Below are 23,156 nucleotides of genomic sequence, written 5' to 3' on the forward strand. Positions count from 1 at the left end.
GGTAGAAGGCGTTGGAATCCTCCGCCGTGGAGAAGCCGGCGTACTGGCGCACGGTCCAGGGCTGGTTCACGTACATGGTCGGGTAGGGGCCGCGCAGGAACGGCGCGACGCCCGGCCAGGTGTCGAGAAAGTCCAGTCCGGCGCGATCCTCAGGCCCGTAGGCTCCCTTGACCGCAATTCCCTCCGGCGTCAGCCAGGGCTCGCCGCCGGGCTGGGGGGAGGGCGCCAGGGGAGCGGCCGCGAAGGCGACGCTCGAAAAGTCCGGGATGCTGGTCATGGCCTTGAAGCGGATGCCCTTGACGGATGAAACACGGTGATGGGCGTCATTTTAGGGCATCCGGCACCGGGATGCTATCGGCGCATGGTCGGAGACGGGGCAGGCCGGGGAATGTCACCCCCGCTTCTCCGCGTTCCAAAAGCCCGAGCAGACCCGTCCGCCCGAGGTCGACCACGTGCCGCGGCCGGTATGGCCCGACAGGCGCCCGGAGACGTCGGCGCGATCCTGGCCGCGCGAGATGCTGGCCGAGACCGAGCCGTTCGGCTGGACCTGGCCGTTGACGTTGAAATTCTCCGGTCCGCCGTAGCGGGCGCGGCCGTTCTGGACGATCACCGCATAGCGGTAGGCCCGGTCGCAGGCGCCTTTTTCCGTCACCACCTCCACGCTCCAGTTGCCGTCGAACCGGCTGGCCTGCGCGCGGGCCGGAGGAGCGAGGGCAAGGGCAAGGGCAAGGGCAGGGGCAATCAGGGCCGCCGCGCCGAGACAGGACATCACACGCATGGGACGCTCCGCAGCAACAGGGATCGGGCTGAACCAACGTGAGGCTTTTGGGCGGGTTCCTGACAGGCGGTTCAGCTTTGCGTGACGCCCGGAGCGGCCTCGTCGAGAGCCTGGCTCAGAATCGCGAGGGCATCGCAGCCGGCGAACACGAAGGTGCCGATTCCGGCCCGGGTCCAGGCCTCGTCGTGCTCGCCGGGCCGCCCGGCCAGGGCCACGAGGGTCGATCCCGCGGCGCGCAGGGTTTCGGCCGCCGCGGCGGCATGCTGCTCGTAGATCTCGTCGGTCGAGCAGAGGCAGGACAGCCTGGCTCCGCTGTTTCCAAAAGCCTGCCGGAGCCTCTCGTTGTCGGAAAACCCGTCGTTCGTGACGGCTTCGATGCCGCCGGCCTCGAAGAAGTTCTTCGCGAAGGTCGCCCGGGCCGTGAAGGCCGCGATCGGCCCGAGATTGGCCAGGAACACCTTCGGGCGCTCCCCGGTCCTGGCCCGGTGGGCATCCGCGCGGTCGCGCAGGCGCTCGAACGGCTCGGCCGTGCGGACCGACGGCAGGTGTGCGATGGCCACCGGCGCCGGGCCGGCCGCGGTGCCCACGAGCCCGGGCAGGGTTGCGCCCTGTCCGGCCATCCGGACGAGGGAAGCGAAATCCGTCTCGGTCGAGGCGGGGGCCGAGGGCGACGCCGCGGGGGGCGGGCTCGCGTCGGCGGCGGACGCCGGCAGCAGCACGGCCACATCCGCCTCATGGATGTTCGGGAACTCGCTCGTGCCGGTGATCGGCTCCCGGCGGGTGGCGACGGCCTTTTCCCGCCGGGCGCGCACGGCCGCGATGCGGGCCTGGAGCCCGCCCGCCTTGAGGCTCTCCAGGATGCCGCCCTCGCGCTCGATCTCCTGGAACAACCCCCAGGCCTTCTCGCACAGGGCGTCCGTGAGCGCCTCGAAGCCGCCGGCGCCGGCCGCCGGGTCGGCCACGCGGGCCAGGTTCGACTCGTCGAGCAGGATCAGCTGGGTGTTGCGGGCGATCCGGCGCGCGAAGGCGTCGGGCAGGCCGAGCGCCGCCGTGAAGGGCAGCACCGTGACCGTATCGGCCCCGCCGATCCCGGCCGAGAACGCCGCGATCGTGGCGCGCAGCACGTTCACCCACGGGTCGCGCCGGGTGGTCATGCGCCAGGCGGTCTCCGCATGCAGGCGGATCGGTCTCGGCTCGAGGCCGCAGGCCTGCTCGATCCGCGCCCAGAGGCGCCGCAGCGCCCGCAGCTTCGCCACGGTGAGGAACTCGTCCGCATCCGCCACGAGGAGGAAGGAGAGCGCCCGGCGGGCCGCATCGAGCGGATGGCCCTGCGCTTCGAGCGCCCGCAGGGTGGCGATGCCCGTCGCCAGGACGGCCGCGAGCTCCTGCGCCTCGCCGGCGCCGGCCTCGTGGTAGACGCGCCCGTCGGCCAGGAAGGCGCGGCCGGCGAAGCCCTGGGCGGTCAGGCGCGCGAGGGTGTCGCCCATGCGCCGGGCCATGACGTCCCAGGAGGCGGACATCCGCCCCTGGGCGGCCATGGCTCCGACCGGGTCGAGGCCCAGATCGAGGGACAGGTCCGAGAGCCTGTGCCCGCGCCGTTCGGCCAGGGCGAGGACCAGCGCCGCCATCGGGCGGCCGTGTCCGCCCGCGTCGACGCGCAGGTGCACGAGGTCGAGCATCACGCCCGACAGGGCCCGGTCGAGGTCGTCGAGGCTCCCGACCCGCAGGCCGAACCCGCGGGCGGAACGGGTTCCGCTCGCCACGAGCGTCAGCGCATCCGCGCCGCCTTCGAGGTCGAGGAGGGCGAGCTCCCGCGCGGTCGCCGGATCGGGATGGTCGACCCGCTGCGACACGAGCCAGCGGCCGGCCTGCTCGCGCGCGACCGGCGCGGATCCCTCCGCCTTCGGGTAGAGCGGCTGGATGGCGATGCCGTCATGGGTGCGGGAGACGAGCTTCTTGTCGAAGTCGGCACCCTTCAGCACGCCCTCGACCAGCCTGAGCCATTGCTCGCGGGTGGCTTGCGGGAAGTCGGCGGCGAAGGTGAGGTCGTCCATGAGCGTTCTCGTCCGGCAGCGGCGGAAATGTCGCGGGACGATACCGGGTCGGGCGGGCGCTGGGAATGCGCAAAAGGACGGGATTGCGGCAGGCGGTCAGCCTGGCCGGCTCCATCAGGGCGAGGTGCTTTTCGTCTGCCCTCCGGGAGAGGGTCCCGAATCATGAACGCCCTGGCGCGGTTCTGTCAGGGCCCAACATGATCGTGACCGACCATTCAGGGATGTCCGGCCATGGGGCGCCGGATGCGTCGCGATGGGGCCGCATAGGCCGCAGAACGATTAAATTCTGTATGACAAGACCTCAGGGGTCCTGTCCTACGACGTCGATGGCTCCGGTTCACAGAAGGCGGTCGAGTTCGCCCAAATAAAGAAAGGCTTGGCTCTCTCGGCGGGTCATTTCATCGTCATCTGACACACGGACATGTTCGTCCCGCGCCTCGTTCGGACAATGGCCCGGGAACGCTTGGCCTTGAGGCTTCGTGCCGTGGACATGCGCCAACACGTCCCGGCCATCCCGATCGTTTGAAGCGCGGTGCTTCACCGGATCGGGATCACCGGGACAAGCCCGGTGATGACGTTGCGGGGTGGGATAGGTCGGTGATGACGTGGAGGGTGGTGTAAGCGGGTGATGACACCCTCCCACGTCATGGCCGGCCTTGTGCCGGCCATCCCGATGCGGAGGGGCGCTCTGTTTCTCAGAGTGGGATCACCGGCACAGGGCCGGCGTTGACGGGGTCGAGGTTTACACGAACTGCGACAGGCCCGGGATCGAGCCCACGATGGGACCCATCACGTCCTCGCCGGCCTTCTCGCGGCCATAGGCGAAGAGTTCCTTGCCGAGGGGCTGCATCTGGCCCATGGACACGCCGGCGCCCATGAGCTGTCCGCCCAGCGCCATCACGCCGCCGCCCATGGAGCCCACCATGCCCATGAGGCCGCCGCCGCCGCTTTTCGTCTCGTCGATGGCCTCCTGGGCGCCCGGCAGGGCGGCGATCAGCTGGTTGACCTCGGCCTGCGGCCCTTCCTTCTGAAGGTAGCCCAGGATGATGCCGATGGCCTTCCGGGCGGTCGCCTGGTCGAGGCCGGTCTTCTGCGTCACGCGGGCGATGAGTTCGTCCATTAAGATTCTCCTGAGACTGGAACCGGGTCGTTAGTTCACAACTAAACCATTAAATCAAGAAACCCGACAGTGGAAACTCGCCACGGTCAATCTAAGATCCTTGGGAGGATACGGGAGAGACTCGATGCTCGAAGACGGGAAGATCTTCATCGGCAAAAGCACCAAGCCGGAATATCTGGAGCTGCCGCTTGCCAACCGCCACGGCCTGGTGACGGGAGCGACCGGCACGGGCAAGACCGTCTCGCTCCAGGTCCTGGCGGAAGGGTTTTCCAATGCGGGCGTCCCGGTCTTCGCGGCGGACATCAAGGGCGATCTCTCGGGCATGGCCGCTCCCGGCACCGGCAAGGAGCCCCTGGTCAAGCGGGCCCGGGAGATCGGCATCGACTACGTGCCCGACAAGTTTCCGGTCGTGTTCTGGGACCTGTTCGGCGAGCAGGGGCACCGGGTGCGGGCGACGATCTCCGAGATGGGGCCGCTGCTGCTCTCGCGCCTTCTCGACCTCAACGACACCCAGGAGGGCGTGCTCAACATCGCGTTCCGCATCGCCGACGAGCAGGGCTTGCTGCTGCTCGACCTGAAGGATCTGCGCGCGCTGCTCCAGCTCATCTCCGACAATGCGGGCGAGCTCACCACCACCTACGGCAACGTGTCGAAGGCCACCATCGGGACGATCCAGCGCCAGCTCCTCGTGCTCGAGAACCAGCAGGGCGACGAGTTCCTCGGCGAGCCCGCCCTCGACATCAAGGACCTGATGCGCACGGACCGCGACGGGCGCGGGGTCGTCAACATCCTGGCGGCCGACAAGCTCATGAGCAATCCGCGCCTCTACGCCACCTTCCTCCTGTGGCTGATGTCCGAACTGTTCGAGGAGCTGCCGGAAGTGGGCGATCTCGACCAGCCCAAGCTCGTGTTCTTCTTCGACGAGGCGCATCTTCTCTTCAACGACGCCCCCAAGGCCCTCGTCGACACCGTCGAGCGCGTCGTGCGGCTGATCCGGTCCAAGGGCGTGGGCGTCTATTTCATCACGCAGAACCCGGTCGACGTGCCCGAGAGCGTTCTGGCGCAGCTCGGCAACCGGGTGCAGCACGCGCTGCGCGCCTACACCCCGCGTGAGCAGAAGGCCGTGCGGGTCGCCGCCCAGACCTTCCGCCAGAACCCCGCCTTCGACACCGAGAAGGCCATCACGGAGCTCGGCGTCGGCGAAGCCCTGGTCTCGACCCTGGAGGGCAAGGGCTCGCCCTCCATGGTCGAGCGCACCCTGATCGCCCCGCCCATGGCGCAGGTCGGGCCGATCGAGCCGTCCGAGCGCCAGCAGATCGTGGCCGCGAGCCCCCTGCGGGGCAAGTACGACCAGCCGGTCGATCCGGAATCGGCCTACGAGATGCTGGCCAAGCGCGCCGAGCAGGCGGCCGCCGAAGCCAAGGCGGTCGAGGGCGGCGGCGGGATCCTCGACATGCTCGGCGGCCTGTTCGGGACGACCGGCCAGCGCAAGGGCTCGATGACCGTGACGCAGCGCGTGACCCGCGAGGTGACGCGCACCATCGTCAACCAGACCGTGGGCAACCTCGCGGCCGAGATCGGCAAGTCCATCGGCGGTCGCCAGGGCAGCTCCATCGGCCGCGCCATCGTGCGCGGCACCCTGGGCGGTCTGCTGCGGCGGTAAGGATCGGCTCGTGTCGCGGCCAGCATGATGACGCCCACCATCCGCCTCGCGGCGCCCGAGGACCTTGCCGCCGTGGAGGCGATCGTCCAGGCCGCCTATGCGGGGTATGTCCCGCTCATCGGGCAAAAGCCCGGCCCGATGAGCGACGATTATGCTGCCCTCATCGGGACGCGGTCGGTCCATGTCCTCGTCGACGAGGGCGCAATCCTCGGCGTGCTCGTTCTGGTTCCGGAACCGGACACCATGCTTCTCGACAATGTGGCGGTCCGTCCGGACGCGCAGGGGCGCGGGTATGGGCGCATGCTGATCGTCTTCGCGGAGAGGCTCGCCGCCGAACGGGGATCGAGAGCCGTTCGGCTCTATACGAACGAGGCGATGAGCGGGAACATCCGTCTCTACGAGCGCCTGGGCTTCGTCGAGACCCACCGGGCCGAGGAGAAGGGTTTTCGGCGCGTCTACCTGACGAAGCCGCTCGTTGCGTGATCCCGGCCTGATTCAGGCCTGATTCCTGCCGGCAGCCCGTGCTTGCGATCACCCGGGTGATGGGAGTACCTCTTGGGACGACCCCGTCACCAAGGCAGATATTTTACATGTCCCAGCTCGACCAAGTTCTGCAGCGGATCGATTCCGATCTCGACGCGTCGCTCGACCGCCTGTTCCAGTGGCTGAAAGTGCCGTCCATCTCCACCGATCCGGCCTACAAGGATGAGTGCCGCAAAGCCGGCCAGTGGCTCGTCGACGAGCTGAAGGGCCTCGGCGTCGAGGCCTCCCTGCGCGAGACCGGCGGCCATCCGGTGGTGCTCGGCCATGCGGGCGGGCAGGGGAAGCTGCACGTGCTCTTCTACGGCCATTACGACGTGCAGCCGGTCGATCCCCTGGACCTCTGGGAGAGGCCGCCCTTCGAGCCGCGCATGATCACGCTTCCCGACGGCCGCAAGGCCATCAGCGCCCGCGGCTCGGCCGACGACAAGGGCCAGGTGATGACCTTCGTCGAAGCGTGCCGGGCCTGGAAGGCGGTCACCGGCTCGCTGCCGATCACCATCACGTTCCTCGTCGAAGGCGCGGAGGAGGACGGCTCCAAGTTCCTGCCCGAGTTCATCGTGGCCAACAAGGACGAGCTGAAGGCCGACGTGGCGCTGGTCTGCGACACGGGCATGTGGGACCAGGATACGCCCGCCATCACGTCGTCCCTGCGCGGCATGGTCTATGAGGAAGTGATCGTGCGCTGCGCCGACCGCGACCTGCATTCCGGCGCCTTCGGCGGCGCGGCCCGCAACCCGATTCACGTGCTGTCCAAGATCATCGCGGCCATTCACGACGACAACGGCCGCATCACGATTCCGGATTTCTACGAGGGCGTGCCGGAAACGCCCACGCAGGTTCTCGAGCAGTGGAAGGGTCTCAACCTCACCGAGGAGGAGTTCCTCGGCCAGGTCGGCCTGAAGCATTCCGCCGGCGAGACGGGGCGCGTGCTCATCGAGCAGATCCAGTCGCGCCCGACCTGCGACGTGAACGGCATCATCGGCGGCTATACGGGCGAGGGCACCAAGACCGTGATCGCGTCGGAGGCCCGCTGCAAGGTCTCCTTCCGCCTGGTGGGCGACCAGGACCCGGCCAGGATCTCGGAGAGCTTCCAGGCCTTCGTGCGCGAGCGCATCCCGGCCGATTGCTCGGTGGAGTTCATCAGGCACAAGGGCTCGCGCGCGCTCGCCCTGCCGCACGATTTCCCGGCCATCACGGCGGCGAAGTCGGCCCTGCACGACGAATGGCAGAAGGACCCCATCGTCATCGGCATGGGCGGGTCGATTCCCGTCGGCGGCGACTTCAAGCGCACGCTCGGTCTCGACACCCTGTTCGTCGGCTTCGGCCTCGACGACGACCGCATCCATTCGCCCAACGAGAAATACGATCTCAAGAGCTTCCACAAAGGCACCCGCTCCTGGGCGCGGATCCTGGCGGCCCTGGCGAAATAGGACAGCGCGCCGCTATGGCGGGACTGCGGCGATTCATTGAGAGAGCGCGGCATCTCCGTCGTGAGCAAACCAATGCCGAAAGCTCGCTTTGGCAGTCCTTGAGGAACCGGAAGCTGGCGCGATGGAAATTCCGGCGTCAGCATCCGATCGACCGGTTCGTCGTCGATTTCGTGTGCCTGGATGCGAAACTGGTCGTCGAAGTGGACGGCGCCACGCATTCGACGGACAGGGAAGTCCGGCACGACCAGGATAGAACGCGTCATATCGAAGCCTGCGGCTTCCATGTCATTCGCTTCTCGAATGCGGAAATTTATGAAGACCTTGACGGCGTCATCGAGACGATCCTGTCCGAGCTCGAGCAGCGGGTTCATCTCTGAGCCTGATGATCCGGAGCGCGACTCCACCTCTCCCTGTGGGAGAGGTCGGACCTTCAGGTCCGGGTGAGGGATGACGCCCTCTCCGGATCGACCTGTGGCCCCTCACCCTCGCTTCGCTCGACCTCTCCCCACCGGGGAGAGGTAAAGGAGGCGGCGCCGGTTAGAGCATCGCTAAGCGCGGACCCGAAGGGTCAGGAGCGTGGCCCGCTTTCGTCCGCACGTTGCGTTAAAGCATCGGACGGACCCAGAGGGCCACGCCAGTGAAAAGTGGATCCGGTTTTCCGTTCTGACCGATGCTCTCGTTCAAGAAGAAAGCATCGGATGGATCCCAAAAGTGCAAGTCCACTTTTCACGTCCGATGCTTTAGCGAAGCAGCTCGCCGAGCGACCCGATCACCGCGTTCGGCGCAAGCGCCGCGTACTCGTCGGGCAGCCCGAGCCGGTTGACCCAGATACAGGTGAATCCGAACGCCGCGGCGCCCGCGATGTCCCACCGGTTCGAGGACACGAAGACGACCTCGTCGGCCGTGACGGGCAGGGCCTCGAGCACGAGCGCGTAGGTGCGCGGGCTCGTCTTGAACACGCCGGCGTCATCGACCGACAGCACGGCGTCGAGATCCCCGGTCAGGCCCGCCGACGCGACCGCAGCCTTCAGCATGCCGGGATCGCCGTTCGACAGGATCCCGGTTCCGAGACCGCGGGCTTTCAGGGCGCGGAGCGCATCCCGGGCGTCCGGATAGGCGTCGAGACGGCGATAGGCGTCCAGGAGGAGCGGCCTGAGCGAAAGGTCGGCCTGCGGACAGCGCGCGAAGGCATGGTCGAGCGCCTGTTCGGTCAGCGACCAGAAGGGCTCGTAGCGTCCGGCCAGCGACAGCACCCAGGAATATTCGAGCTGCTTGGCGCGCCAGATCTCGGAGAAGCGCCCCGCATCCGGGCCGATCGCGGCGGAATGACGGGCGACGGCCGAATGCACGTCAAACAGGGTTCCGTAGGCATCGAAGATGACGGCCTTGGCGCCGGGCGGGAGCATGGTCGAGGACATGACGCAAGGGTTGCACCGGCCACGCCCGATGGCAATCCGACCAATGATCAGCCCTCCTCATGAAACCTATCACAAGTCTTGATGCTCTAATGGCCGAAGGAACGATTGACGGGAACCTCCGCAAGGGATTCGATGCGGCAGGCTTTCTGACCTAAAAGGATTGAGACAAGTGGCTTGGCATTCGCAGACGTGGAACTGGTTCAACGGTGCGTGGCATGAGGGCAATCCGCCCCTGATCGGGCCCCGGTCGCACGTATCCTGGCTCGGCTCGTCCGTGTTCGACGGGGCGCGGGTGTTCGAAGGTGTCGCGCCCGATCTCGACCGGCACTGCGCGCGCGTGAACCGTTCGGCCCCCACCATCGGCCTCAAGCCGACCATGGATGTGGAAACCATGCTCGACCTCGTCCGCGAGGGCGTGAAGAAGTTCGCGCCCGGCACGGCCCTCTACGTGAAGCCCATGTACTGGGGCGAGGCCGAGGGCCTGGCCACCATCGCGCCGGATCCGGAATCGACCCAGTTCTGCCTCTCGCTGTTCGAGGCCCCGATGCCGGTGCCCGGCGGGCTCTCGGTGATGAAGTCGAGCTTCCGCCGCCCGACCCTCGAGTCGATGCCGACCGACGCGAAGGCCGGCGCGCTCTATCCCAACAATGCCCGCGTCCTGCGCGAGGCCAAGGAGAAGGGCTTCGACAACGCCCTCGTGTGCGACGCCCTCGGCAACATCGCCGAGACCGGCACGTCGAACGTGTTCATGGCCAAGGACGGGGTGGTCTACACGCCGTATCCGAACGGGACGTTCCTGAATGGCATCACGCGCCAGCGCGTGATCCAGCTCCTGCGCGACGACGGCGCGCAGGTGGTCGAGGGGACGCTGCGCTACGAGGACTTCGCCAGCGCCGACGAGATCTTCATCTCGGGCAATTATTCCAAGGTGATGCCGGTGCTGCGCATCGACAGCCGCGATCTCCAGCCCGGCCCGTTCTACCGCCGGGCGCGCGAGCTCTACTGGGCCTTCGCCCATGACAAGGGGCTCCTGAAGGCAGCGTGAGCTCGGGCTCGCGGTCGCGGGCGGGACAGTCCGAGAAAAAGCAATGGGCGCGGGAAGGAGCTTCCCGCGCCCATCCTGTTTGGGCCCTGTCGCCTCGCGGTTCAGGCGGCCTTGACGCCGTGCAGGAAGCTGGACACCTCGCGGCCGAGGTCCTCCGAGTGGCGGGCGAGCTCCTGCGCCACGCCCAGCACCTGGGACGCCGCGGCGCCGTTCTCCTGGGCGGCGTGCTGCACGCCCACGATGTTGCCGGTGACCTGCTCGGTGCCCCGCGCCGCTTCCTGGACGTTGCGGGCGATCTCGGCGGTGGCGGCGCCCTGCTCCTCCATGGCGGCGGCGATCGAGGTCGAGATCTGGCTCATCTCGGTGATCGTGCGCGCAATCTCCTGGATCGCCGCCACCGTCTGGCCGGTGGCCTGCTGGACCGAGGCGATCTGCTGCGAGATCTCCTCGGTGGCCTTGGCGGTCTGCGTCGCCAGATCCTTCACCTCCGAGGCCACGACCGCAAACCCCTTGCCGGCTTCGCCCGCGCGCGCCGCCTCGATGGTGGCGTTGAGCGCCAGCAGGTTGGTCTGGCCCGCGATGGTGTTGATCAGCTGCACCACGTTGCCGATCTTCTCGGCGGAGGCTGCGAGCTCCTGCACGGTGGCGCTGGTGCGCTGGGTGCCGGCCACCGCCTTCTCGGCCACCGCCGAGGACTGGCTGACCTGGCTGGCGATCTCGCGGATCGAGATCGACAGCTCCTCGGTGGCGGCCGCCACCGTCTGCACGTTCGACGAGGTCTGCTGGGCGGCCGACGAGACCGTGACGAGCTGATCGGCGGCCTGCTCGACGCCCGTCGACATGGTCCGGGCCGTCGCTTCCATCTCGCTCGCCGCCGAGGACAATCCCTGCGTCAGCGCCGACACCGTGGCGTCGAAGCGCCGGGTGAGCTGATCCAGCACCTCCGCGCGGCGCATCCGGGCATCGGCCTCGTGCGAGGCGGCGGCATCCGCATCCTTCTTGGCGACGAGCGCATCCTTGAACACCTGGAGCACCCGGGCGAGAGTGCCGATCTCGTTCCCGCGATGGGCATCCGTGACCTGAACGGCCAGGTTGCCGCCGGCCAGGTCCTGCATCTGCTCCGTGATGCGCGTCAGCGGGCGGGACACGCCCGCGACCACCGACCAGCCGCCGACCACGAGCGCGACCACCCCGAGGGCGACCACCACCATGAACGCGATAGCGATCGTCGCGTAGAGGCCGTTCGCCGCGTCGGCCCGCGCCTTGGCCGATTCGAGCTGAACGTTCACCAGCTTCCCGATGGCGTCGGACACGGGATCGATGGCGGCATAGAGGTCGGTCATGGTGAAGAACGTGAGGCTGACCTTGTCCTCCTCCTTCAGGAACCCGACGAGCTTCCCGACCGCGGTATCGGCCTTCTTCATCAGCGCCTCGGCGTCCTGGGCGGCCTTCAGCTCGACGGGATCGTCGATGGCCGCCTTGTAGGCCGCCCAGTGCTTGGCGATGTCCGTCGTCGCGACCTCGACCCCCTTGAGAGCATCCGCCCAGCCCATGTTGTCGTTGCGCACCTTGTGCGAGGTGTCGACGATGTTCACCGCGTAGAGATCGGCCACGACCTTCAGGTCGCGCAGAGGAACCACGCGGTCCGCATAGATCCGGTCGATGGACGCATGCATCGATTGAGTTCCGAACCAGCCGCCGCCGACCGCGCCGATGATCAGCAACGCCAGAGCGCCGAAATTGAGAAAGAGTTTGGTCCTGATGGACCAGGATCGCAGCGAGAATGACACTGTGTTGCCCCGTGAGAATACTTTGCCCTCGCAGGACAATATTTCACGCATTGTGAAACATCCGGTTAACCGTGTTCGACGGTAACTTGACGCAAGGCTCATCACACGGTCGACGCAGGACACCGGCCTCGTCCCACCCTCCACGTCATCACCGGCCTTGTGCCGGTGATCCCGATCCGGTGAAACGCCGCGCTTCAAAAGATCGGGATGGCCGGGACAGGCCCGGCCATGACGTGTGGAGGGTGTCGTCACCGCGCTCACACCCCCTCCACGTCATCACCGGGCTTGTCCCGGTGATCCCGATACGGTGAAGCGCGGCGCCCCAAAAGATCGGGATGGCCGGCGCAAGCCCGGCCATGACGGGACCGTTCGTCCCCGCCGCCCCGACCGGAGGAGCCGCCAACGCACTTGTGATCGGCCCACCGGGCCGTCTCCTCGCCGAGGCGCCCTAAATGGCTCCAGCATCGTGCCCGTCCCTGGAGCCATCGATGCGCGTCGTTTTCAAGAGCCTCGTCGCCCTCGGCCTTCTGACCGCTCCGGCCCTGGCGGAACCGGTCGATCTGGAGCTGGTCTTCGCGGCCGACGGATCGGGCTCCATCGACGACGAGGAACTGCGCCTGCAGCGCCGGGGCTGGGCCGATGCGCTCACGAACCCCGACGTGCTCGCCGGCATCAAGGACGGACCCCTCGGGGCCATCGCGGTCGCCTTCATGGAATGGGGCGGGCCGAGCTCCCAGGTTCTCATCGTCGACTGGCACGTGATCCGCGACGAGGCGAGCGCGAAGGTTTTCGCGGAGCGGCTCGTGGGCGCGCCGCGCGGCGCCTACGGGTACAATTCCATCTCCAACGCCATCGACTTCTCCGTCCGTCTCGTGGAAACGAACGCCCATGAGGGCACCCGCAAGGTCATCGACGTATCGGGCGACGGCCCGAACATGAACGGCCGGTCGCTCGAGCAGGCGAGGGCGGAGGCGCTGGCCAAGGGCTTCACCATCAACGCGCTGGCGATCCGCCGCCCCGGCAGCGGCCGCCCGGGCGGTCCCGGCGGCATGGCCCTGGAGGATTATTACGGCCAGAGCGTCATCGGCGGCCCCGGCTCCTTCGTGGAGATCGCCGACGAGACCCGTCCCTTCGCGGTGGCGGCGCGGCGCAAGCTTCTGACGGAGATCGCCGGAACGGGCGGGGCCTCGCGTCACGCCAGCCGGTGAGCCGTCCGTCCGGAGCCTGAAGACATCCCCGGGCGGGATGGTAAGGTGACCCCATGGCGAATCTCGAAGACTGGATCATCGAACAGGGCCTGCGCGGCACGAATGTCGGATCGCTGCTCTCCGGCTTCACGGAACGGCTCGTGGCCGAGGGCATCCCGCTGGTCCGGGTCTATCTCGCGCTGCCGACGGTCAATCCGACGATCCGCGTCTACACCCATGTCTGGACCCGCTCGGACGGCCTGATGGTCGAGGGTGTCTCCCATGAGCGCAACGCCCGCGCCTTCGACCGAAGCCCCTTCAACCACATGATGCAGACCGAGCAGACGCGCTGCTACTGGCTGATCGACGACCCCGAGGCCCGGCCATTCGACGTGTTCGACGACGTGCGGCGCCAGGGCGGGACCGACTAACTGGCGCGCCTCTTCAGCTTCGAGAACGAGAGCGCCCCGGATCTGCGGGGGATCGGCCTCTCCTTCTCCAGCGACCGCCCCGGAGGATTCCGGCCGGAGGAGGTCGCCCGGATCGATTCGCTCCTGCCGATCCTGGGTCTGGCCGCCTACCGGATGACGCTCTTCGACCTGACGGTGGCGATGCTCGACACCTATGTGGGGCTCTCGGCCGGACGACGGGTGCTGAGCGGCGAGATCCGGCGCGGCTTCGGCACCACGATCACGGCCGCGCTCCTGTTCGCGGACCTGCGCGGCTTCACGAGCCTGGCCGATACGGCCGGGATGGACCTGATCGCCCGGCTCGACCAGCATCTCGAGGCCATGGCGGAGCCCGTGGCGGAACAGGGCGGCGAGGTGCTCAAGTTCATGGGCGACGGCATCCTGGCGGCCTTCCCGATCACCGGGGAGCGCTCCCGCGAGCAGGCCTGCGCGGCCGCGATACGGGCGGCCCGCACGGCCCTCGAGCGCAACCGGGCCGTGAACGCTCTCCATGCGGGCGAGCCGCCGCTGAGCCTCGACGTGGCGCTCCATTGCGGGGACGTGTTCTACGGCAATATCGGGGCCGCGGGTCGCCTCGACTTCACGGTGATCGGCCCTGCGGTCAACGAGGTCAGCCGCATGGAGGCCCTGTGCAACAGCCTCGACTGCTCGGTGATCCTCTCGGAGAGCGTGGCGTCGGCGAGCCCGGCCGCCCTCCGGTCCCTCGGCCGTCATCGGCTCCGGGGCGTCGCGGCCGAGCGGGAGCTGTTCACGTTCGATCCCGTCAGCGTCTGGACGGCCTGAATCCGTCCGGACGGCGGGCCGGAACGATCATCGAGGTCTCAGGGTGTCGAGGCGGTCCAGAACCGCCTGCGTGATCCGCGCGCAGCGGGCTCCCGCGAAGGGAAACGCGTCGGTGAGCGCCGTCGCGAGCGTCTCGTCGAGGCTCTGCCTGAGGAGACGCCGCGCGCGGTGGAGCCGCGTCTTCACGGTCTCCGGACGCAGGCCGAGATGGGAGGCGGTCGCCTCGACGCTGAGTTCCTCGATGTCCCGCAGGACGAAGACGACCCGGAACGGATCCGGCAACCGGTCGATCGCCCGTTCGATCAGGCGGCGATCTCGGCCCGGGCGGCGACCGCTTCGGGATCGCCGTCCTGCCGGGCGCCGGGCAGGAAGACGATGCGGGACGCTCCCTGGTCGTCCAGGGTGTCGATCTGCTTCAGGTCGACGGAGGGGCGCCGGGCGCGAAGCCGGCCCAGGGCCTCGTTGAGGGCGATCCGGGTGAGCCAGGTCGCAAGGCGGGCCTCGCCGCGGAAACTCTCCAGATGGGTGAAGGCGCGGAGATAGGCCTCCTGGACCACGTCCTCGGCTTCGGCATCGTCGCCGAGGACGCTGCGTGCGACGCGGTAGAGCCCACGGTTGTGCCGCTCCATGATCAGGCGCAGGGCAGTCCCGTCCCGTTGCCGGGCCCGCTGGACGAGAGCCATGTCGTCCAGGCCTTCAACCGATGCTGCCGTGGCAATCCCCGATGGCATGGACGATCTCCCGTATTCTGCGCCCGCCTCGTGCCGTTAGATGGCCGGCCGCCTCAAAGGTTCCCGGGTCGTCTCCGACGCGGTCATGCCCTGCGGACGATGCCCTGCCGCATGATCTCGTCGATCGACGGGAAGGCCTGAAGGACGACCGCCGGAAGCGCACCGGGCCCGTCCGCGGGACCTGGGCCAGGATGCCCCACGATGATCCGCCCGACCATCCCGGCGTGCTCGTGCGGGAGGCAGAAGAAATCGTAAACCCCTTCCACCGTGAGCGTGACCGAGAAGCTCTCGTGCGGGAGCAGGTAATCCGAGTTCCAGGGCTGCGCATCCTTCGGAATCCGAAGAGGGTGCTCGGCGTTCTTCGGGTGGTAGGCGGTCGCCGTATGGGAATTCCCGGGATCGAGATTGAGCCAGCGGATTGTGCGGCCCGGCTCCACGTGCAGGCCGACCGGGTCGAACCACACCTGCGAGCCGTCCGCCTTGCCCTGCATCCGGATCTCGATCGGCTCCCCGGCCAGGGGCGGGCGGGGCCATGCGAGACCGGCGAGGAGGCCCCCGCCGATCCGCAGGACCTGCCGCCGCGACGGCATCATTGTCCCGCCACCCGGGTCTCGTCGGCCTTGGGCACGTGCCACAGGACCACATGGGCATGGGGCTTCTCGACGCCCGGATGGCCTGCGTTGAAATACACGTCCACGTGGTCGACCTTGCCGCCGGGGGCCGCGAGATCGTCGAAGCGCTTGTCCTTGTTGGATAAGTCCTCGATGGGCAGCATGTAGACCGTGCTGACGAGCCGCCCCTGATGGTCGTAGGCGAGGAACGGGCCGGCCGGCAGGGTCTTGGGGTCGACGTAGAGCTGACCGAGGCCCGGCAGGAAATCGGGCAGCTTCACGAGGTCGCTCACCTTCTTGTAGGCGCCGGTCGGCGGAGCCTTCTCGACCTGATCGGCCGCCAGGGCCGGCACGGCGAGCGTCAGGATTCCAATCGCGGCAGCGATGCGCAGGATCATGGCGTCATCCTCTCTCGGGCATCGGACCCGAAGGGGAACCGGCCCGTCCGGGACCCGTCCGATGCTTCTTTCCGAAGGGGCGCATCGCCGGGCGCGGCCGCCGGGGCCGCACGATGCGCTGGCCGGGCCTGTCCCGGCGCATCCGATTGGATGGATCCCTGGCGGAAAGGTTCCCGCGCGGTGCGGGTGTCAGCGCCGCGCCAGGCGAACGCCCAGCACCTTGAGGCCGGCGAGGAGCACGCCGCCGTAGATGAGGGCGCCGGCGGCGCCGAGGAGCGCCAGGAGGATCTCGCTGCGCCAGGCGGGCAGGAGGGCGATCCACCGCCCGAGCGGCGCGGGCGCGAACCAGGCGAAGGCCGCGAGCAGCAGGCTCGCCGCCGCGATGGCGAGGCACGTCCTGGCCAGGTTCCGGTTCGGCGCCGTCCAGCCGCGCCGATAGGCCAGGATGAAGAGCAGGCCCAGATTGACCCAGACGCCGATGGCGGTGCCGAGCGCCAGGCCCACGACCCCATAGGTCCGCATGAGCAGGATCTTGACCACCACGTTGACGCCGACCGCCGTGAGCGAGGCGATCAGGGGCGTGGCGGTGTCGGAGCGGGCATAGAAGCTCGACACCGCCGAGCGGATCAGCACGGCCGCCGGAAGACCAAGCCCATAGGCGGCCAGGACGGCGCCGGCGCGCGCGGCCGCCGCGGCGTCGAAGGCGCCGCGCTGGAACAGGGCCGACATGATGAGCTCGGGCATGACCATGAAGGCCACCAGGAAGGGCGCCGCGAGCGCGAGCGTCAGGCCTACCGTCCGGTTCTGCGCCGCATAGGCTCCGGCCTCGTCCCCGGCCGCGATGCGCCGGCTCATCTCCGGCAGCAGCACGGTGCCGGCCGCGATGCCGATCACCCCGAGGGGCAGCTGGTAGAGCCGGTCCGCGTAGTAGAGCGAGGACACCGCGCCGGTGGGCAGGAACGACGCGATGATCGTGTCGGCGAAGATCGCGAGCTGCACCCCCGCGGATCCGATCACGGCGGGGCCGAGCGCCTTGAAGAACGTCCTCATGGGGGCGTCGACACGGGGGCGCTCCAGGCGCGGCGCCGCGCCGATCCGCCTCGCGTCCCACCAGACCATGACGAGCTGCAGCGCGCCGGACAACGTCACGCCCCAGGCGGCCGCGTAGCCGGCGTCGGGAAACAGGAACGCCGCCGCCAGGGCCACGATCATCGCGACGTTGAGCAGGATCGGGGCCGCGGCCGCCGCCCAGAACCGGTCATGGGCGTTGAGGATGGCCGAATAGATCGTCACGACCGTGATGAAGAGCAGATACGGAAAGGTGATCCTTGTCAGCGTCACCGCGAGCTCGAACTTCGCCGGCTCGTCCGAGAAGCCCGGGGCGAGCAGCCTCACGACAAAGGGCATGCCCAGGAACGCCGCCACGAGAATCGCGATCTGCACGATCAGCATCAGGGTCGTGATGCGGCCGGCGAAGGACCGGGCCGGCTGCTCGCCGTCCGTCTCGAGCACCTGGGCGTAGGCGGGAAGGAACGCGTTGTTGAAGGCGCCTTCGCCGAAGATGGCGCGGAAATGGTTCGGGATGCGGAAGGCCACGAAGAAGGCGTCGGCCATGGGCCCGACGCCCATGACGGCCGCCAGGACCACGTCGCGGATGAAGCCCGTGAGGCGGGAAACGAGCGTCCAGCCGCCGACGGAGAGGATCTTGCGGAACATCGGTCAGGCCCGGCGCGCGCGGTAGGCTTCGGGCACGAGGTCGCTCGAGACCTGCGCGGCGCCGCCGATCCGCTCGGCCACCACGTAGAGCGGGCGCCGCTTCACCTCGGCGAAGATGCGCCCGACATATTCGCCCACGACGCCCAGCGACATGAGCTGGATGCCGGAGAAGAACATGATCGACACGATCAGGCTCGGAAAGCCCGGAAGATCGGTGCCGAACAGGAGGGTGCGGATCATGAAGAACACCGCCGTGGCGATGGACAGGATCGAGATCAGGAAGCCGATATAGGTCCAGATCCGCAGGGGCACCGTCGAGAAGGCCGCGATTCCGTCGAAGGCGAAGCGGAAGAGCGTCCGGAAGCTCCACTTCGAGGTGCCGTACTGGCGCTCCTCGACGACGAAGGGCACGCCCGTCCCCTTGAAGCCGATCCAGGCATAGAGGCCCTTGGAGAAGCGGGCCTTCTCGCCCAGGGTCCGCAGGACCTCGACGCCCTTGCGGTCGATGAGCCGGAAATCGCCCGCGCCTTCCGGCAGGCTGATCTCGCCGAAGCGGGCGAAGAGCTGGTAGAACAGATGGGCGAAGCCGCGCTTGACGCGGGTCTCGTCGGAGCGGTCCGTGCGCTGGCCGTAGACCATGAGGTAGCCCTCGCGCCAGCGCTCCACGAAGGTCTCGATCATCTCGGGCGGGTGCTGCAGGTCGGCGTCCATGATCACCACCGCGTCGCCCTGGGCGTGGTCGAGCCCCGCCGCGATGGCGATCTCCTTGCCGAAGTTGCGGCTGAAGGAGACGGCTCCGATCCGAGGCTCGGCGCGGCTGACCTCCCGGATCCTCTCCAGGGTATCGTCCCGGCTGCCGTCGTCGACGAAGACCACCTCCCAGACCGACGTGATCCGGTTCAGGATGGGGAGCAGGCGCTCGCACAGGGGCGCGATGTTCGCGCTCTCGTTGTGCACGGGGATGATGACGCTGAGCTGAGGCGACGCCACTGGAAAAACCTTCGATGACCGGGCTGCATCAAGAGCCGAGTTTGCGCTCATGCTCAAGGCCCCCCGGGCATTTTTCGATTGGGCCGGGCCGGCCGGATCGCGCTCCTATTGCCGCATGATGCGCCGGAGCATCGGACAACCGGGGCGGCCGTCTCTCCCCGCCCCGTCATCACCGGGCTTGTCCCGGTGATCCCGATCGTCTGGAACGCCGCGCCCTTCCGATCGGGATGGCCGGCACAAGGCCGGCCATGACGTGGGAAAGGTCACGCCACAGCGAGGGTCATCCTCGACGTCATCACCGGGCTTGTCCCGGTGATCCCGATCCGAGAGACGCCGCTTCAGAATCGATCCCGAAACCGGTTCCCCCTTCTGCCCCCGATGCTCTAGGGTGCGGCACCGCCGCTTCTCAGGACGATCATGAGCTCCCCCCGTTCCGTTATCCTTTGCGCCGACGATTTCGGCCTCGCCGACGGGGTCAGCCGCGGCATCCTGGACCTGGCCGGGATGGGCCGCCTGTCGGCCACCGGGGCGATGACCAACATGCCCGGCTGGCGCCGGGCGGCGCCGGGGCTGAGCCCTCTGCGCGATCGCATCGCGGTCGGGCTCCACCTCAACCTCACCGTCGGGTCGCCGCTGGGACCCATGCCGCAACTCGCCCCGTCGGGGATCTTCCCGCCCCTCAAGGACCTCTTGCCGAGAGCCCTGAAGCGGCAGGTGCCTCCGGGTGAGATCGACGCCGAGATCGGCCGCCAGATCGACGCCTTCGAGGAGGTTTTTGGCGAGGCGCCCGCCTTCGTGGACGGGCATCAGCACGTCCATGTCCTGCCGGTCGTCAGGCCGGCCCTGATCCGGATCCTGAAGGCGAGGGGCCATGCCGGGCGCGTGTGGCTGCGGGATCCCACGGACAGGGCGACGGCGATCCTGCGCCGCCCGGTCGGGCGCGGCAAGGCGCTGACCGTCAAGGCCCTGGCCCGGGGCTTCGCCCGGGGCGCCCACGCGGCCGGGTTCGCGACGAACAGGGGCTTTTCGGGTTTCGCCCCGCTCGATCTCTCCGTTCCGGCAGAACGCGTCTTCGAGGAGGCTTTCTCGCATCTCGGACGCCATCCGCTCGTCATGTGCCATCCGGGCTATGTGGATGACGAGCTGCGCGCCCTCGATCCGGCGCTGGAGAGCCGGGAGGCGGAGCTGGCCTATCTGGCATCGGATGCGTTTCGCGACTTGCTGGACGCGAAGGGATTGAGGCTCGCAGGCTTCGCGGCCTGACGGCCTGACGCACCACGTCATCACCGGCCTTGTGCCGGTGATCCCGATACGAAAGGCGCCGCGCTTCGAATTATCGGGACGGTCGGCACAAGGCCGGCCATGACGAGGAACGATGAGGGACCCTCAGCGGACCAGAAGGGCGCTCGCGTAGAGGCCCAGGCCGAACACCACGTGACCGGCGATGTTGAGGGCCCGGATCTGGTTGGCGTTGGGCCGTTTCGAGGCCGCCACGCCGGCCCCCATGCCGGGCTGAAGCAGGAACCAGCCTGCGCCGACCGTCACCAGGCCGACAAGCAGGGCGGGCATGAGCGTCGGCTGCCTGGGCCAGTCGGACGACGTGACGGCGAGCAGGATGGCGGCGAACAGGACCCCGACCGCGTAATGACCGATCCAGCCCATGGCGCGCTCGTAGGCGAAGGGCCGGGCCTTTGCGATGTCCTCGTGGAAGACCGTGCCGCCGGCCAGGTGGCCGAACCAGCGTCCGACCGGGGCCCAGTTGGCGCCGGGCAGTCCGAAGGCGTGTTTCAGGAACAGCCCCCAGAGGTCGAAAATCGCCGTTGCGCCAATCCCGATCAGCAGGGAGCGGTACAGGAACTCGGTCACGGGTCGCGTCTCCTTGGGGATGACCACGAAACGGGCCTCCGAAGAGGCCCGCCCGATGGATCCTTCCCGCGATTACTTGGTCGCGTTCTCGAACATCTCCTCGACATGCTCCCAGTTCACGAGATTGTCGAGGAACGCCTTGAGGTAGTCGGGACGGCGGTTGCGGTAGTCGATGTAGTAGGAATGCTCCCACACGTCGCAGCCGAGGATCGGCTGGGCGCCGTGGACGAGCGGGTTCTCGCCGTTCGGAGTCTTCATGATGGTGATCTTGCCGTCCTTGACGGCGAGCCAGGCCCAGCCCGAGCCGAACTGGCCGACGCCGGCCTGGATGAAGTCCTCCTTCATCTTGTCGACGGAGCCCAGGTCCTCGACGATCTTCTTCTCGAGCTTGCCCGGGAGGGCGCCGCCACCATTGGGCTTCATCCACAGCCAGAAGTGGATGTGGTTGTAGTGCTGGCCGGCATTGTTGAAGAGAGCCTGGTTCTTGCCGTAGGAGCCCTTCACGACCTCCTCGACGCTCTTGCCTTCGAATTCCGTGCCTTTCAGCAGGTTGTTGCCGGTGTTGACGTAGGCCGCATGATGCTTGTCGTGGTGAAACTCCAGGGTCTCCTTCGACATGTAGGGCTGCAGGGCATCATAGGCGTAAGGCAGTTCGGGCAGAGTGAACGACATCGGCGTCTCCTTTGGAGTGAGCGACCCGGAGCATCGAACCCGGCAGTGACGATCACTCCCGGGATCCGTTCGATGCCCCGCTTGGAACTGCGCATCGCCCGACGCGGCCCTTCGGATCCGCACGATGCGCCTCAGGCGTTAGTTAAAGCGCCATGGGCCCGAGAGCAACGGCCAAGCTCCGGACTTTTTTCTGCTCAAGCTTCCCAGCCGGTTGTCTTTTGCCTATAGAAGCATAGCTTTGCCTTGATTGTCCTGGCGTGCCGCGCGGGCCGGTGGATCATGTCTTCCACGTCCCGCAGCCCGCCGATCGATAGGGAGGAGCATCGGACCGGCCTGACGAGTGGCCTCCACTCTCGGGTCCGATGCTCTCGGTTTGCGTATGATGGAGACGGCATGATCATCGCTCTTCTGGCCCTCGCTCTGGCGATGATCGTAGGTGGGCTTCTCACTGCGTTCTTCGGTTGGGATATCGTTCTGGTCGAGCGCGGCTGGACGATGGTGATCGCCGGAAGCGGCATGGCGGCGAGCGGCGCGCTCCTGCTCGGGATCACGGCCGCCGTGTCGAAGCTGGCGACGATCGAGGCCCGGCTGTCGCAGCTCCGCGGCGGCGTCGCCGAGGCCGCGCTTCCAGGGTCTTCGACGTCCTCGCGGGATCCTTCACCGGCCGTGCTCGCCGGCGGCCTCGCGGCCGGTCCGGCGACCGCCGAGGCCGAGGAGGACAAGCGGCCCGATGAAGCCCAGCCCACCCTTCCGCTCTTCGAGGACGAGGGAGCCCGGGACGCGGCCAAGGACGAGGTCCGGGTCGCGGCGTGGCCCGATGAGCCGCGGGTGGCCGAGCCCGTCGTCCCGTTTCCGCTCCGGACGAGCCCGGCTCCGGTGCCCGACCGCCACGGGGACGAGCCGGACCTGAAGGTGCCGGATTTTCTCCTGGCGGACCGGGACCGCGACACGGACGAGGAGCCGCGGGTCGTCGACGGCGCCGACCTCTATCAGCGCGATTTGGACGAGCGCGTGCTCGAACCGCGGGATCTCGACGAACCGGTCGCGCCGAAGGAGCCGCTCGCTGAACCCGTCGTCGCCGGCGACGAAGCGGAGCACGACCGGGAGCCCGCAGAGACGGCGGATGCCGGCCGGGACGAGGAGCCGGACGACGAGGCCGCCTCCGATGAGGAGCGTCCTCCCGTGGTCGTCGGGACGTACAATTCCGGCGACAACAGATACGTGATGTTCTCGGACGGCTCCATCGAGGCGCAGACCCCGAGCGGGGTGTTCCGCTTCAAGTCCCTCGACGAGCTGAAGGAGTTCATCGCGGCGGGCGGCGAGGGGAACCCGTCGGCTCCTTGAAGAGGGCCGAGAGCGCGCGGAAATCGTCCGTCGCGGCCGCTTCCATCCATTCGAAGACCGCCATCTCCGTCGTCACCCAATGGCAGCCCGCGTGAAGCAGGCGCGCGCAGGCGGCCGCGACGCTGTGGGGCGAGCGGCTCGACACCGCATCCGCGACCACGAAGACATCGAGGCCGGTGTTTCGGAACTCCAGGGCGCTCTGCAGCACGCAGATGTGAGCCTCGGTTCCGCAGACCACGAGCTGATTGCGGCCGCTGCCGCGCAAGGTGGCGACCCGCTCGGCGATCGGCGCGGTGCGGCCGGCGGAAAAGGTCGTCTTCGACAGGGTGACCGCCTCGGGCGGCAGCGCCTCCTGCACGGGCGGCACGGTGGCGCCGAGGCCCTTGGGGTACTGCTCCGTCACCGTGACGGGAACGTTCAGGCGCCCGGCCGCCTCCAACAGGATGTCGACGTTGCGCAGGATGGTCTCGCCGTCATGAATGGCCGGCATGAGCCGGGCCTGGAGATCGACGACGAGAAGGTGGGAGCGTTTCGCATCGAGCAGCAT

Annotated in this window: 23 protein-coding genes and 1 pseudogene; 10 read left to right on the plus strand and 14 right to left on the minus strand. The window is 68.2% G+C overall.

Annotated elements, in window-relative coordinates:
* The 4 genes from NF876_RS29680 to NF876_RS29695 form a co-directional block, all read right to left on the minus strand.
* The coding region (locus NF876_RS29680; RefSeq protein ID WP_262271890.1) for a methylmalonyl-CoA mutase family protein at positions 1-277 on the minus strand (277 nt) is incomplete at its 3' end.
* A gap of 114 nt (positions 278-391) precedes the next feature.
* Positions 392-778 (minus strand): hypothetical protein, encoded by a 387-nt coding sequence (locus NF876_RS29685; RefSeq protein WP_262271891.1) that lies wholly within the window; start codon positions 776-778, stop codon positions 392-394.
* 71 nt (positions 779-849) lie between these two features.
* A complete protein-coding gene (locus NF876_RS29690) occupies positions 850-2,832 on the minus strand; it encodes a methylmalonyl-CoA mutase subunit beta (RefSeq protein ID WP_262271892.1) in 1,983 nt (660 codons plus the stop codon).
* Positions 2,833-3,574: 742 nt separating this feature from the next.
* Positions 3,575-3,952: a DUF2267 domain-containing protein gene (locus NF876_RS29695; RefSeq protein ID WP_262271893.1), complete on the minus strand. Its 378-nt coding sequence runs from the start codon at positions 3,950-3,952 to the stop codon at positions 3,575-3,577.
* 124 nt (positions 3,953-4,076) lie between these two features.
* Here NF876_RS29695 and NF876_RS29700 point away from each other — a divergent pair, with 124 nt between their 5' ends.
* From NF876_RS29700 to NF876_RS29715, 4 genes are all read left to right on the plus strand, one after another.
* Positions 4,077-5,615, plus strand: coding sequence for a helicase HerA-like domain-containing protein (locus tag NF876_RS29700; protein WP_262271894.1), 1,539 nt, complete (start codon positions 4,077-4,079; stop codon positions 5,613-5,615).
* Positions 5,616-5,639: 24 nt separating this feature from the next.
* Positions 5,640-6,098: a GNAT family N-acetyltransferase gene (locus NF876_RS29705; RefSeq protein WP_262271895.1), complete on the plus strand. Its 459-nt coding sequence runs from the start codon at positions 5,640-5,642 to the stop codon at positions 6,096-6,098.
* Between the two features lie 107 nt (positions 6,099-6,205).
* Positions 6,206-7,588, plus strand: a complete 1,383-nt coding sequence (locus NF876_RS29710) for a M20/M25/M40 family metallo-hydrolase (RefSeq protein ID WP_262271896.1) — start codon at positions 6,206-6,208, stop codon at positions 7,586-7,588.
* Between the two features lie 14 nt (positions 7,589-7,602).
* Positions 7,603-7,965 carry an endonuclease domain-containing protein gene (locus NF876_RS29715; RefSeq protein ID WP_373696741.1) on the plus strand — a complete coding sequence of 121 codons (363 nt, stop codon included), beginning with the start codon at positions 7,603-7,605 and terminating at the stop codon, positions 7,963-7,965.
* 363 nt (positions 7,966-8,328) lie between these two features.
* Here NF876_RS29715 and NF876_RS29720 read toward each other — a convergent pair whose 3' ends face one another.
* Positions 8,329-9,006, minus strand: coding sequence for a haloacid dehalogenase type II (locus tag NF876_RS29720; protein WP_262271897.1), 678 nt, complete (start codon positions 9,004-9,006; stop codon positions 8,329-8,331).
* 169 nt (positions 9,007-9,175) lie between these two features.
* Between NF876_RS29720 and NF876_RS29725 the strand changes: the two genes are divergently transcribed.
* Positions 9,176-10,051, plus strand: a complete 876-nt coding sequence (locus NF876_RS29725; protein WP_262271898.1) for a branched-chain amino acid aminotransferase — start codon at positions 9,176-9,178, stop codon at positions 10,049-10,051.
* A gap of 101 nt (positions 10,052-10,152) precedes the next feature.
* Here the strand turns inward: NF876_RS29725 and NF876_RS29730 are convergent, their stop codons facing one another.
* On the minus strand, positions 10,153-11,892 hold the full coding sequence (locus NF876_RS29730; RefSeq protein ID WP_262271899.1) for a methyl-accepting chemotaxis protein: 1,740 nt from the start codon (positions 11,890-11,892) through the stop codon (positions 10,153-10,155).
* 437 nt (positions 11,893-12,329) lie between these two features.
* Between NF876_RS29730 and NF876_RS29735 the strand changes: the two genes are divergently transcribed.
* The 3 genes from NF876_RS29735 (at position 12,330) to NF876_RS29745 (ending at position 14,281) form a co-directional block, all read left to right on the plus strand.
* Entirely contained in the window at positions 12,330-13,049 is a 720-nt protein-coding gene (locus NF876_RS29735; protein ID WP_262271900.1) for a DUF1194 domain-containing protein, read from the plus strand.
* Between the two features lie 53 nt (positions 13,050-13,102).
* On the plus strand, positions 13,103-13,459 hold the full coding sequence (locus NF876_RS29740; RefSeq protein WP_262271901.1) for a hypothetical protein: 357 nt from the start codon (positions 13,103-13,105) through the stop codon (positions 13,457-13,459).
* A gap of 153 nt (positions 13,460-13,612) precedes the next feature.
* A complete protein-coding gene (locus NF876_RS29745; RefSeq protein ID WP_262271902.1) occupies positions 13,613-14,281 on the plus strand; it encodes an adenylate/guanylate cyclase domain-containing protein in 669 nt (222 codons plus the stop codon).
* A gap of 27 nt (positions 14,282-14,308) precedes the next feature.
* On the opposite strand, the pseudogene NF876_RS29750 reads toward NF876_RS29745, so the two are convergent.
* The 5 genes and pseudogenes from NF876_RS29750 to NF876_RS29770 all read right to left on the minus strand — a co-directional run bounded on the left by NF876_RS29750 (position 14,309) and on the right by NF876_RS29770 (position 18,778).
* Positions 14,309-15,012 (minus strand): annotated as a pseudogene (locus tag NF876_RS29750) (RNA polymerase sigma factor).
* A gap of 83 nt (positions 15,013-15,095) precedes the next feature.
* Positions 15,096-15,605, minus strand: coding sequence for a plastocyanin/azurin family copper-binding protein (locus NF876_RS29755; protein WP_262271903.1), 510 nt, complete (start codon positions 15,603-15,605; stop codon positions 15,096-15,098).
* Positions 15,602-16,021: a DUF5602 domain-containing protein gene (locus NF876_RS29760; RefSeq protein ID WP_262271904.1), complete on the minus strand. Its 420-nt coding sequence runs from the start codon at positions 16,019-16,021 to the stop codon at positions 15,602-15,604. Before NF876_RS29760 ends, NF876_RS29755 begins: the two co-directional genes overlap by 4 nt.
* Before the next feature lie 189 nt (positions 16,022-16,210).
* A complete protein-coding gene (murJ, locus tag NF876_RS29765; protein ID WP_262271905.1) occupies positions 16,211-17,737 on the minus strand; it encodes a murein biosynthesis integral membrane protein MurJ in 1,527 nt (508 codons plus the stop codon).
* Positions 17,738-17,740: 3 nt separating this feature from the next.
* Complete coding sequence (locus NF876_RS29770; RefSeq protein ID WP_262271906.1) at positions 17,741-18,778, minus strand: glycosyltransferase family 2 protein; 1,038 nt, start codon at positions 18,776-18,778, stop codon at positions 17,741-17,743.
* 366 nt (positions 18,779-19,144) lie between these two features.
* On the opposite strand from NF876_RS29770, the gene NF876_RS29775 reads away from it, so the two are divergent.
* A complete protein-coding gene (locus tag NF876_RS29775) occupies positions 19,145-19,990 on the plus strand; it encodes a ChbG/HpnK family deacetylase (protein WP_262271907.1) in 846 nt (281 codons plus the stop codon).
* A 123-nt stretch (positions 19,991-20,113) separates the two neighbouring features.
* Here the strand turns inward: NF876_RS29775 and NF876_RS29780 are convergent, their stop codons facing one another.
* Together NF876_RS29780 and NF876_RS29785 are read right to left on the minus strand one after the other, a co-directional pair.
* Positions 20,114-20,593 (minus strand): DUF2938 domain-containing protein, encoded by a 480-nt coding sequence (locus NF876_RS29780; RefSeq protein ID WP_262271908.1) that lies wholly within the window; start codon positions 20,591-20,593, stop codon positions 20,114-20,116.
* A 72-nt stretch (positions 20,594-20,665) separates the two neighbouring features.
* Positions 20,666-21,265, minus strand: coding sequence for a superoxide dismutase (locus tag NF876_RS29785; protein ID WP_262271909.1), 600 nt, complete (start codon positions 21,263-21,265; stop codon positions 20,666-20,668).
* A gap of 393 nt (positions 21,266-21,658) precedes the next feature.
* Between NF876_RS29785 and NF876_RS29790 the strand changes: the two genes are divergently transcribed.
* The gene (locus NF876_RS29790) at positions 21,659-22,609 is read left to right on the plus strand and encodes a hypothetical protein (protein ID WP_262271910.1); all 951 of its coding nucleotides are present in this window, start codon (positions 21,659-21,661) and stop codon (positions 22,607-22,609) included.
* On the opposite strand, the gene NF876_RS29795 is transcribed toward NF876_RS29790, so the two are convergent.
* Complete coding sequence (locus tag NF876_RS29795) at positions 22,569-23,156, minus strand: hydrolase (RefSeq protein WP_262271911.1); 588 nt, start codon at positions 23,154-23,156, stop codon at positions 22,569-22,571. The two genes, NF876_RS29790 and NF876_RS29795, sit on opposite strands and share 41 nt — an antisense overlap.

Source organism: Microvirga yunnanensis (assembly GCF_025460875.1).

What these genes read in the sequence shown, in the direction of transcription:
- NF876_RS29745 (WP_262271902.1), top strand. Translation starts at nt 13,613, where the DNA reads ATGACGCTCTTCGACCTGACGGTGGCGATGCTCGACACCTATGTGGGG.
- NF876_RS29730 (WP_262271899.1), bottom strand. Translation starts at nt 11,892, where the DNA reads ATGCGTGAAATATTGTCCTGCGAGGGCAAAGTATTCTCACGGGGCAAC.
- NF876_RS29785 (WP_262271909.1), bottom strand. Translation starts at nt 21,265, where the DNA reads ATGTCGTTCACTCTGCCCGAACTGCCTTACGCCTATGATGCCCTGCAG.
- NF876_RS29690 (WP_262271892.1), bottom strand. Translation starts at nt 2,832, where the DNA reads ATGGACGACCTCACCTTCGCCGCCGACTTCCCGCAAGCCACCCGCGAG.
- NF876_RS29710 (WP_262271896.1), top strand. Translation starts at nt 6,206, where the DNA reads ATGTCCCAGCTCGACCAAGTTCTGCAGCGGATCGATTCCGATCTCGAC.
- NF876_RS29735 (WP_262271900.1), top strand. Translation starts at nt 12,330, where the DNA reads ATGCGCGTCGTTTTCAAGAGCCTCGTCGCCCTCGGCCTTCTGACCGCT.
- NF876_RS29695 (WP_262271893.1), bottom strand. Translation starts at nt 3,952, where the DNA reads ATGGACGAACTCATCGCCCGCGTGACGCAGAAGACCGGCCTCGACCAG.
- NF876_RS29770 (WP_262271906.1), bottom strand. Translation starts at nt 18,778, where the DNA reads ATGAGCGCAAACTCGGCTCTTGATGCAGCCCGGTCATCGAAGGTTTTT.
- NF876_RS29720 (WP_262271897.1), bottom strand. Translation starts at nt 9,006, where the DNA reads ATGTCCTCGACCATGCTCCCGCCCGGCGCCAAGGCCGTCATCTTCGAT.
- NF876_RS29740 (WP_262271901.1), top strand. Translation starts at nt 13,103, where the DNA reads ATGGCGAATCTCGAAGACTGGATCATCGAACAGGGCCTGCGCGGCACG.
- murJ (WP_262271905.1), bottom strand. Translation starts at nt 17,737, where the DNA reads ATGTTCCGCAAGATCCTCTCCGTCGGCGGCTGGACGCTCGTTTCCCGC.
- NF876_RS29685 (WP_262271891.1), bottom strand. Translation starts at nt 778, where the DNA reads ATGCGTGTGATGTCCTGTCTCGGCGCGGCGGCCCTGATTGCCCCTGCC.
- NF876_RS29795 (WP_262271911.1), bottom strand. Translation starts at nt 23,156, where the DNA reads ATGCTGCTCGATGCGAAACGCTCCCACCTTCTCGTCGTCGATCTCCAG.
- NF876_RS29790 (WP_262271910.1), top strand. Translation starts at nt 21,659, where the DNA reads ATGATCATCGCTCTTCTGGCCCTCGCTCTGGCGATGATCGTAGGTGGG.
- NF876_RS29700 (WP_262271894.1), top strand. Translation starts at nt 4,077, where the DNA reads ATGCTCGAAGACGGGAAGATCTTCATCGGCAAAAGCACCAAGCCGGAA.
- NF876_RS29775 (WP_262271907.1), top strand. Translation starts at nt 19,145, where the DNA reads ATGAGCTCCCCCCGTTCCGTTATCCTTTGCGCCGACGATTTCGGCCTC.
- NF876_RS29760 (WP_262271904.1), bottom strand. Translation starts at nt 16,021, where the DNA reads ATGATCCTGCGCATCGCTGCCGCGATTGGAATCCTGACGCTCGCCGTG.
- NF876_RS29715 (WP_373696741.1), top strand. Translation starts at nt 7,603, where the DNA reads ATGGCGGGACTGCGGCGATTCATTGAGAGAGCGCGGCATCTCCGTCGT.
- NF876_RS29705 (WP_262271895.1), top strand. Translation starts at nt 5,640, where the DNA reads ATGATGACGCCCACCATCCGCCTCGCGGCGCCCGAGGACCTTGCCGCC.
- NF876_RS29755 (WP_262271903.1), bottom strand. Translation starts at nt 15,605, where the DNA reads ATGATGCCGTCGCGGCGGCAGGTCCTGCGGATCGGCGGGGGCCTCCTC.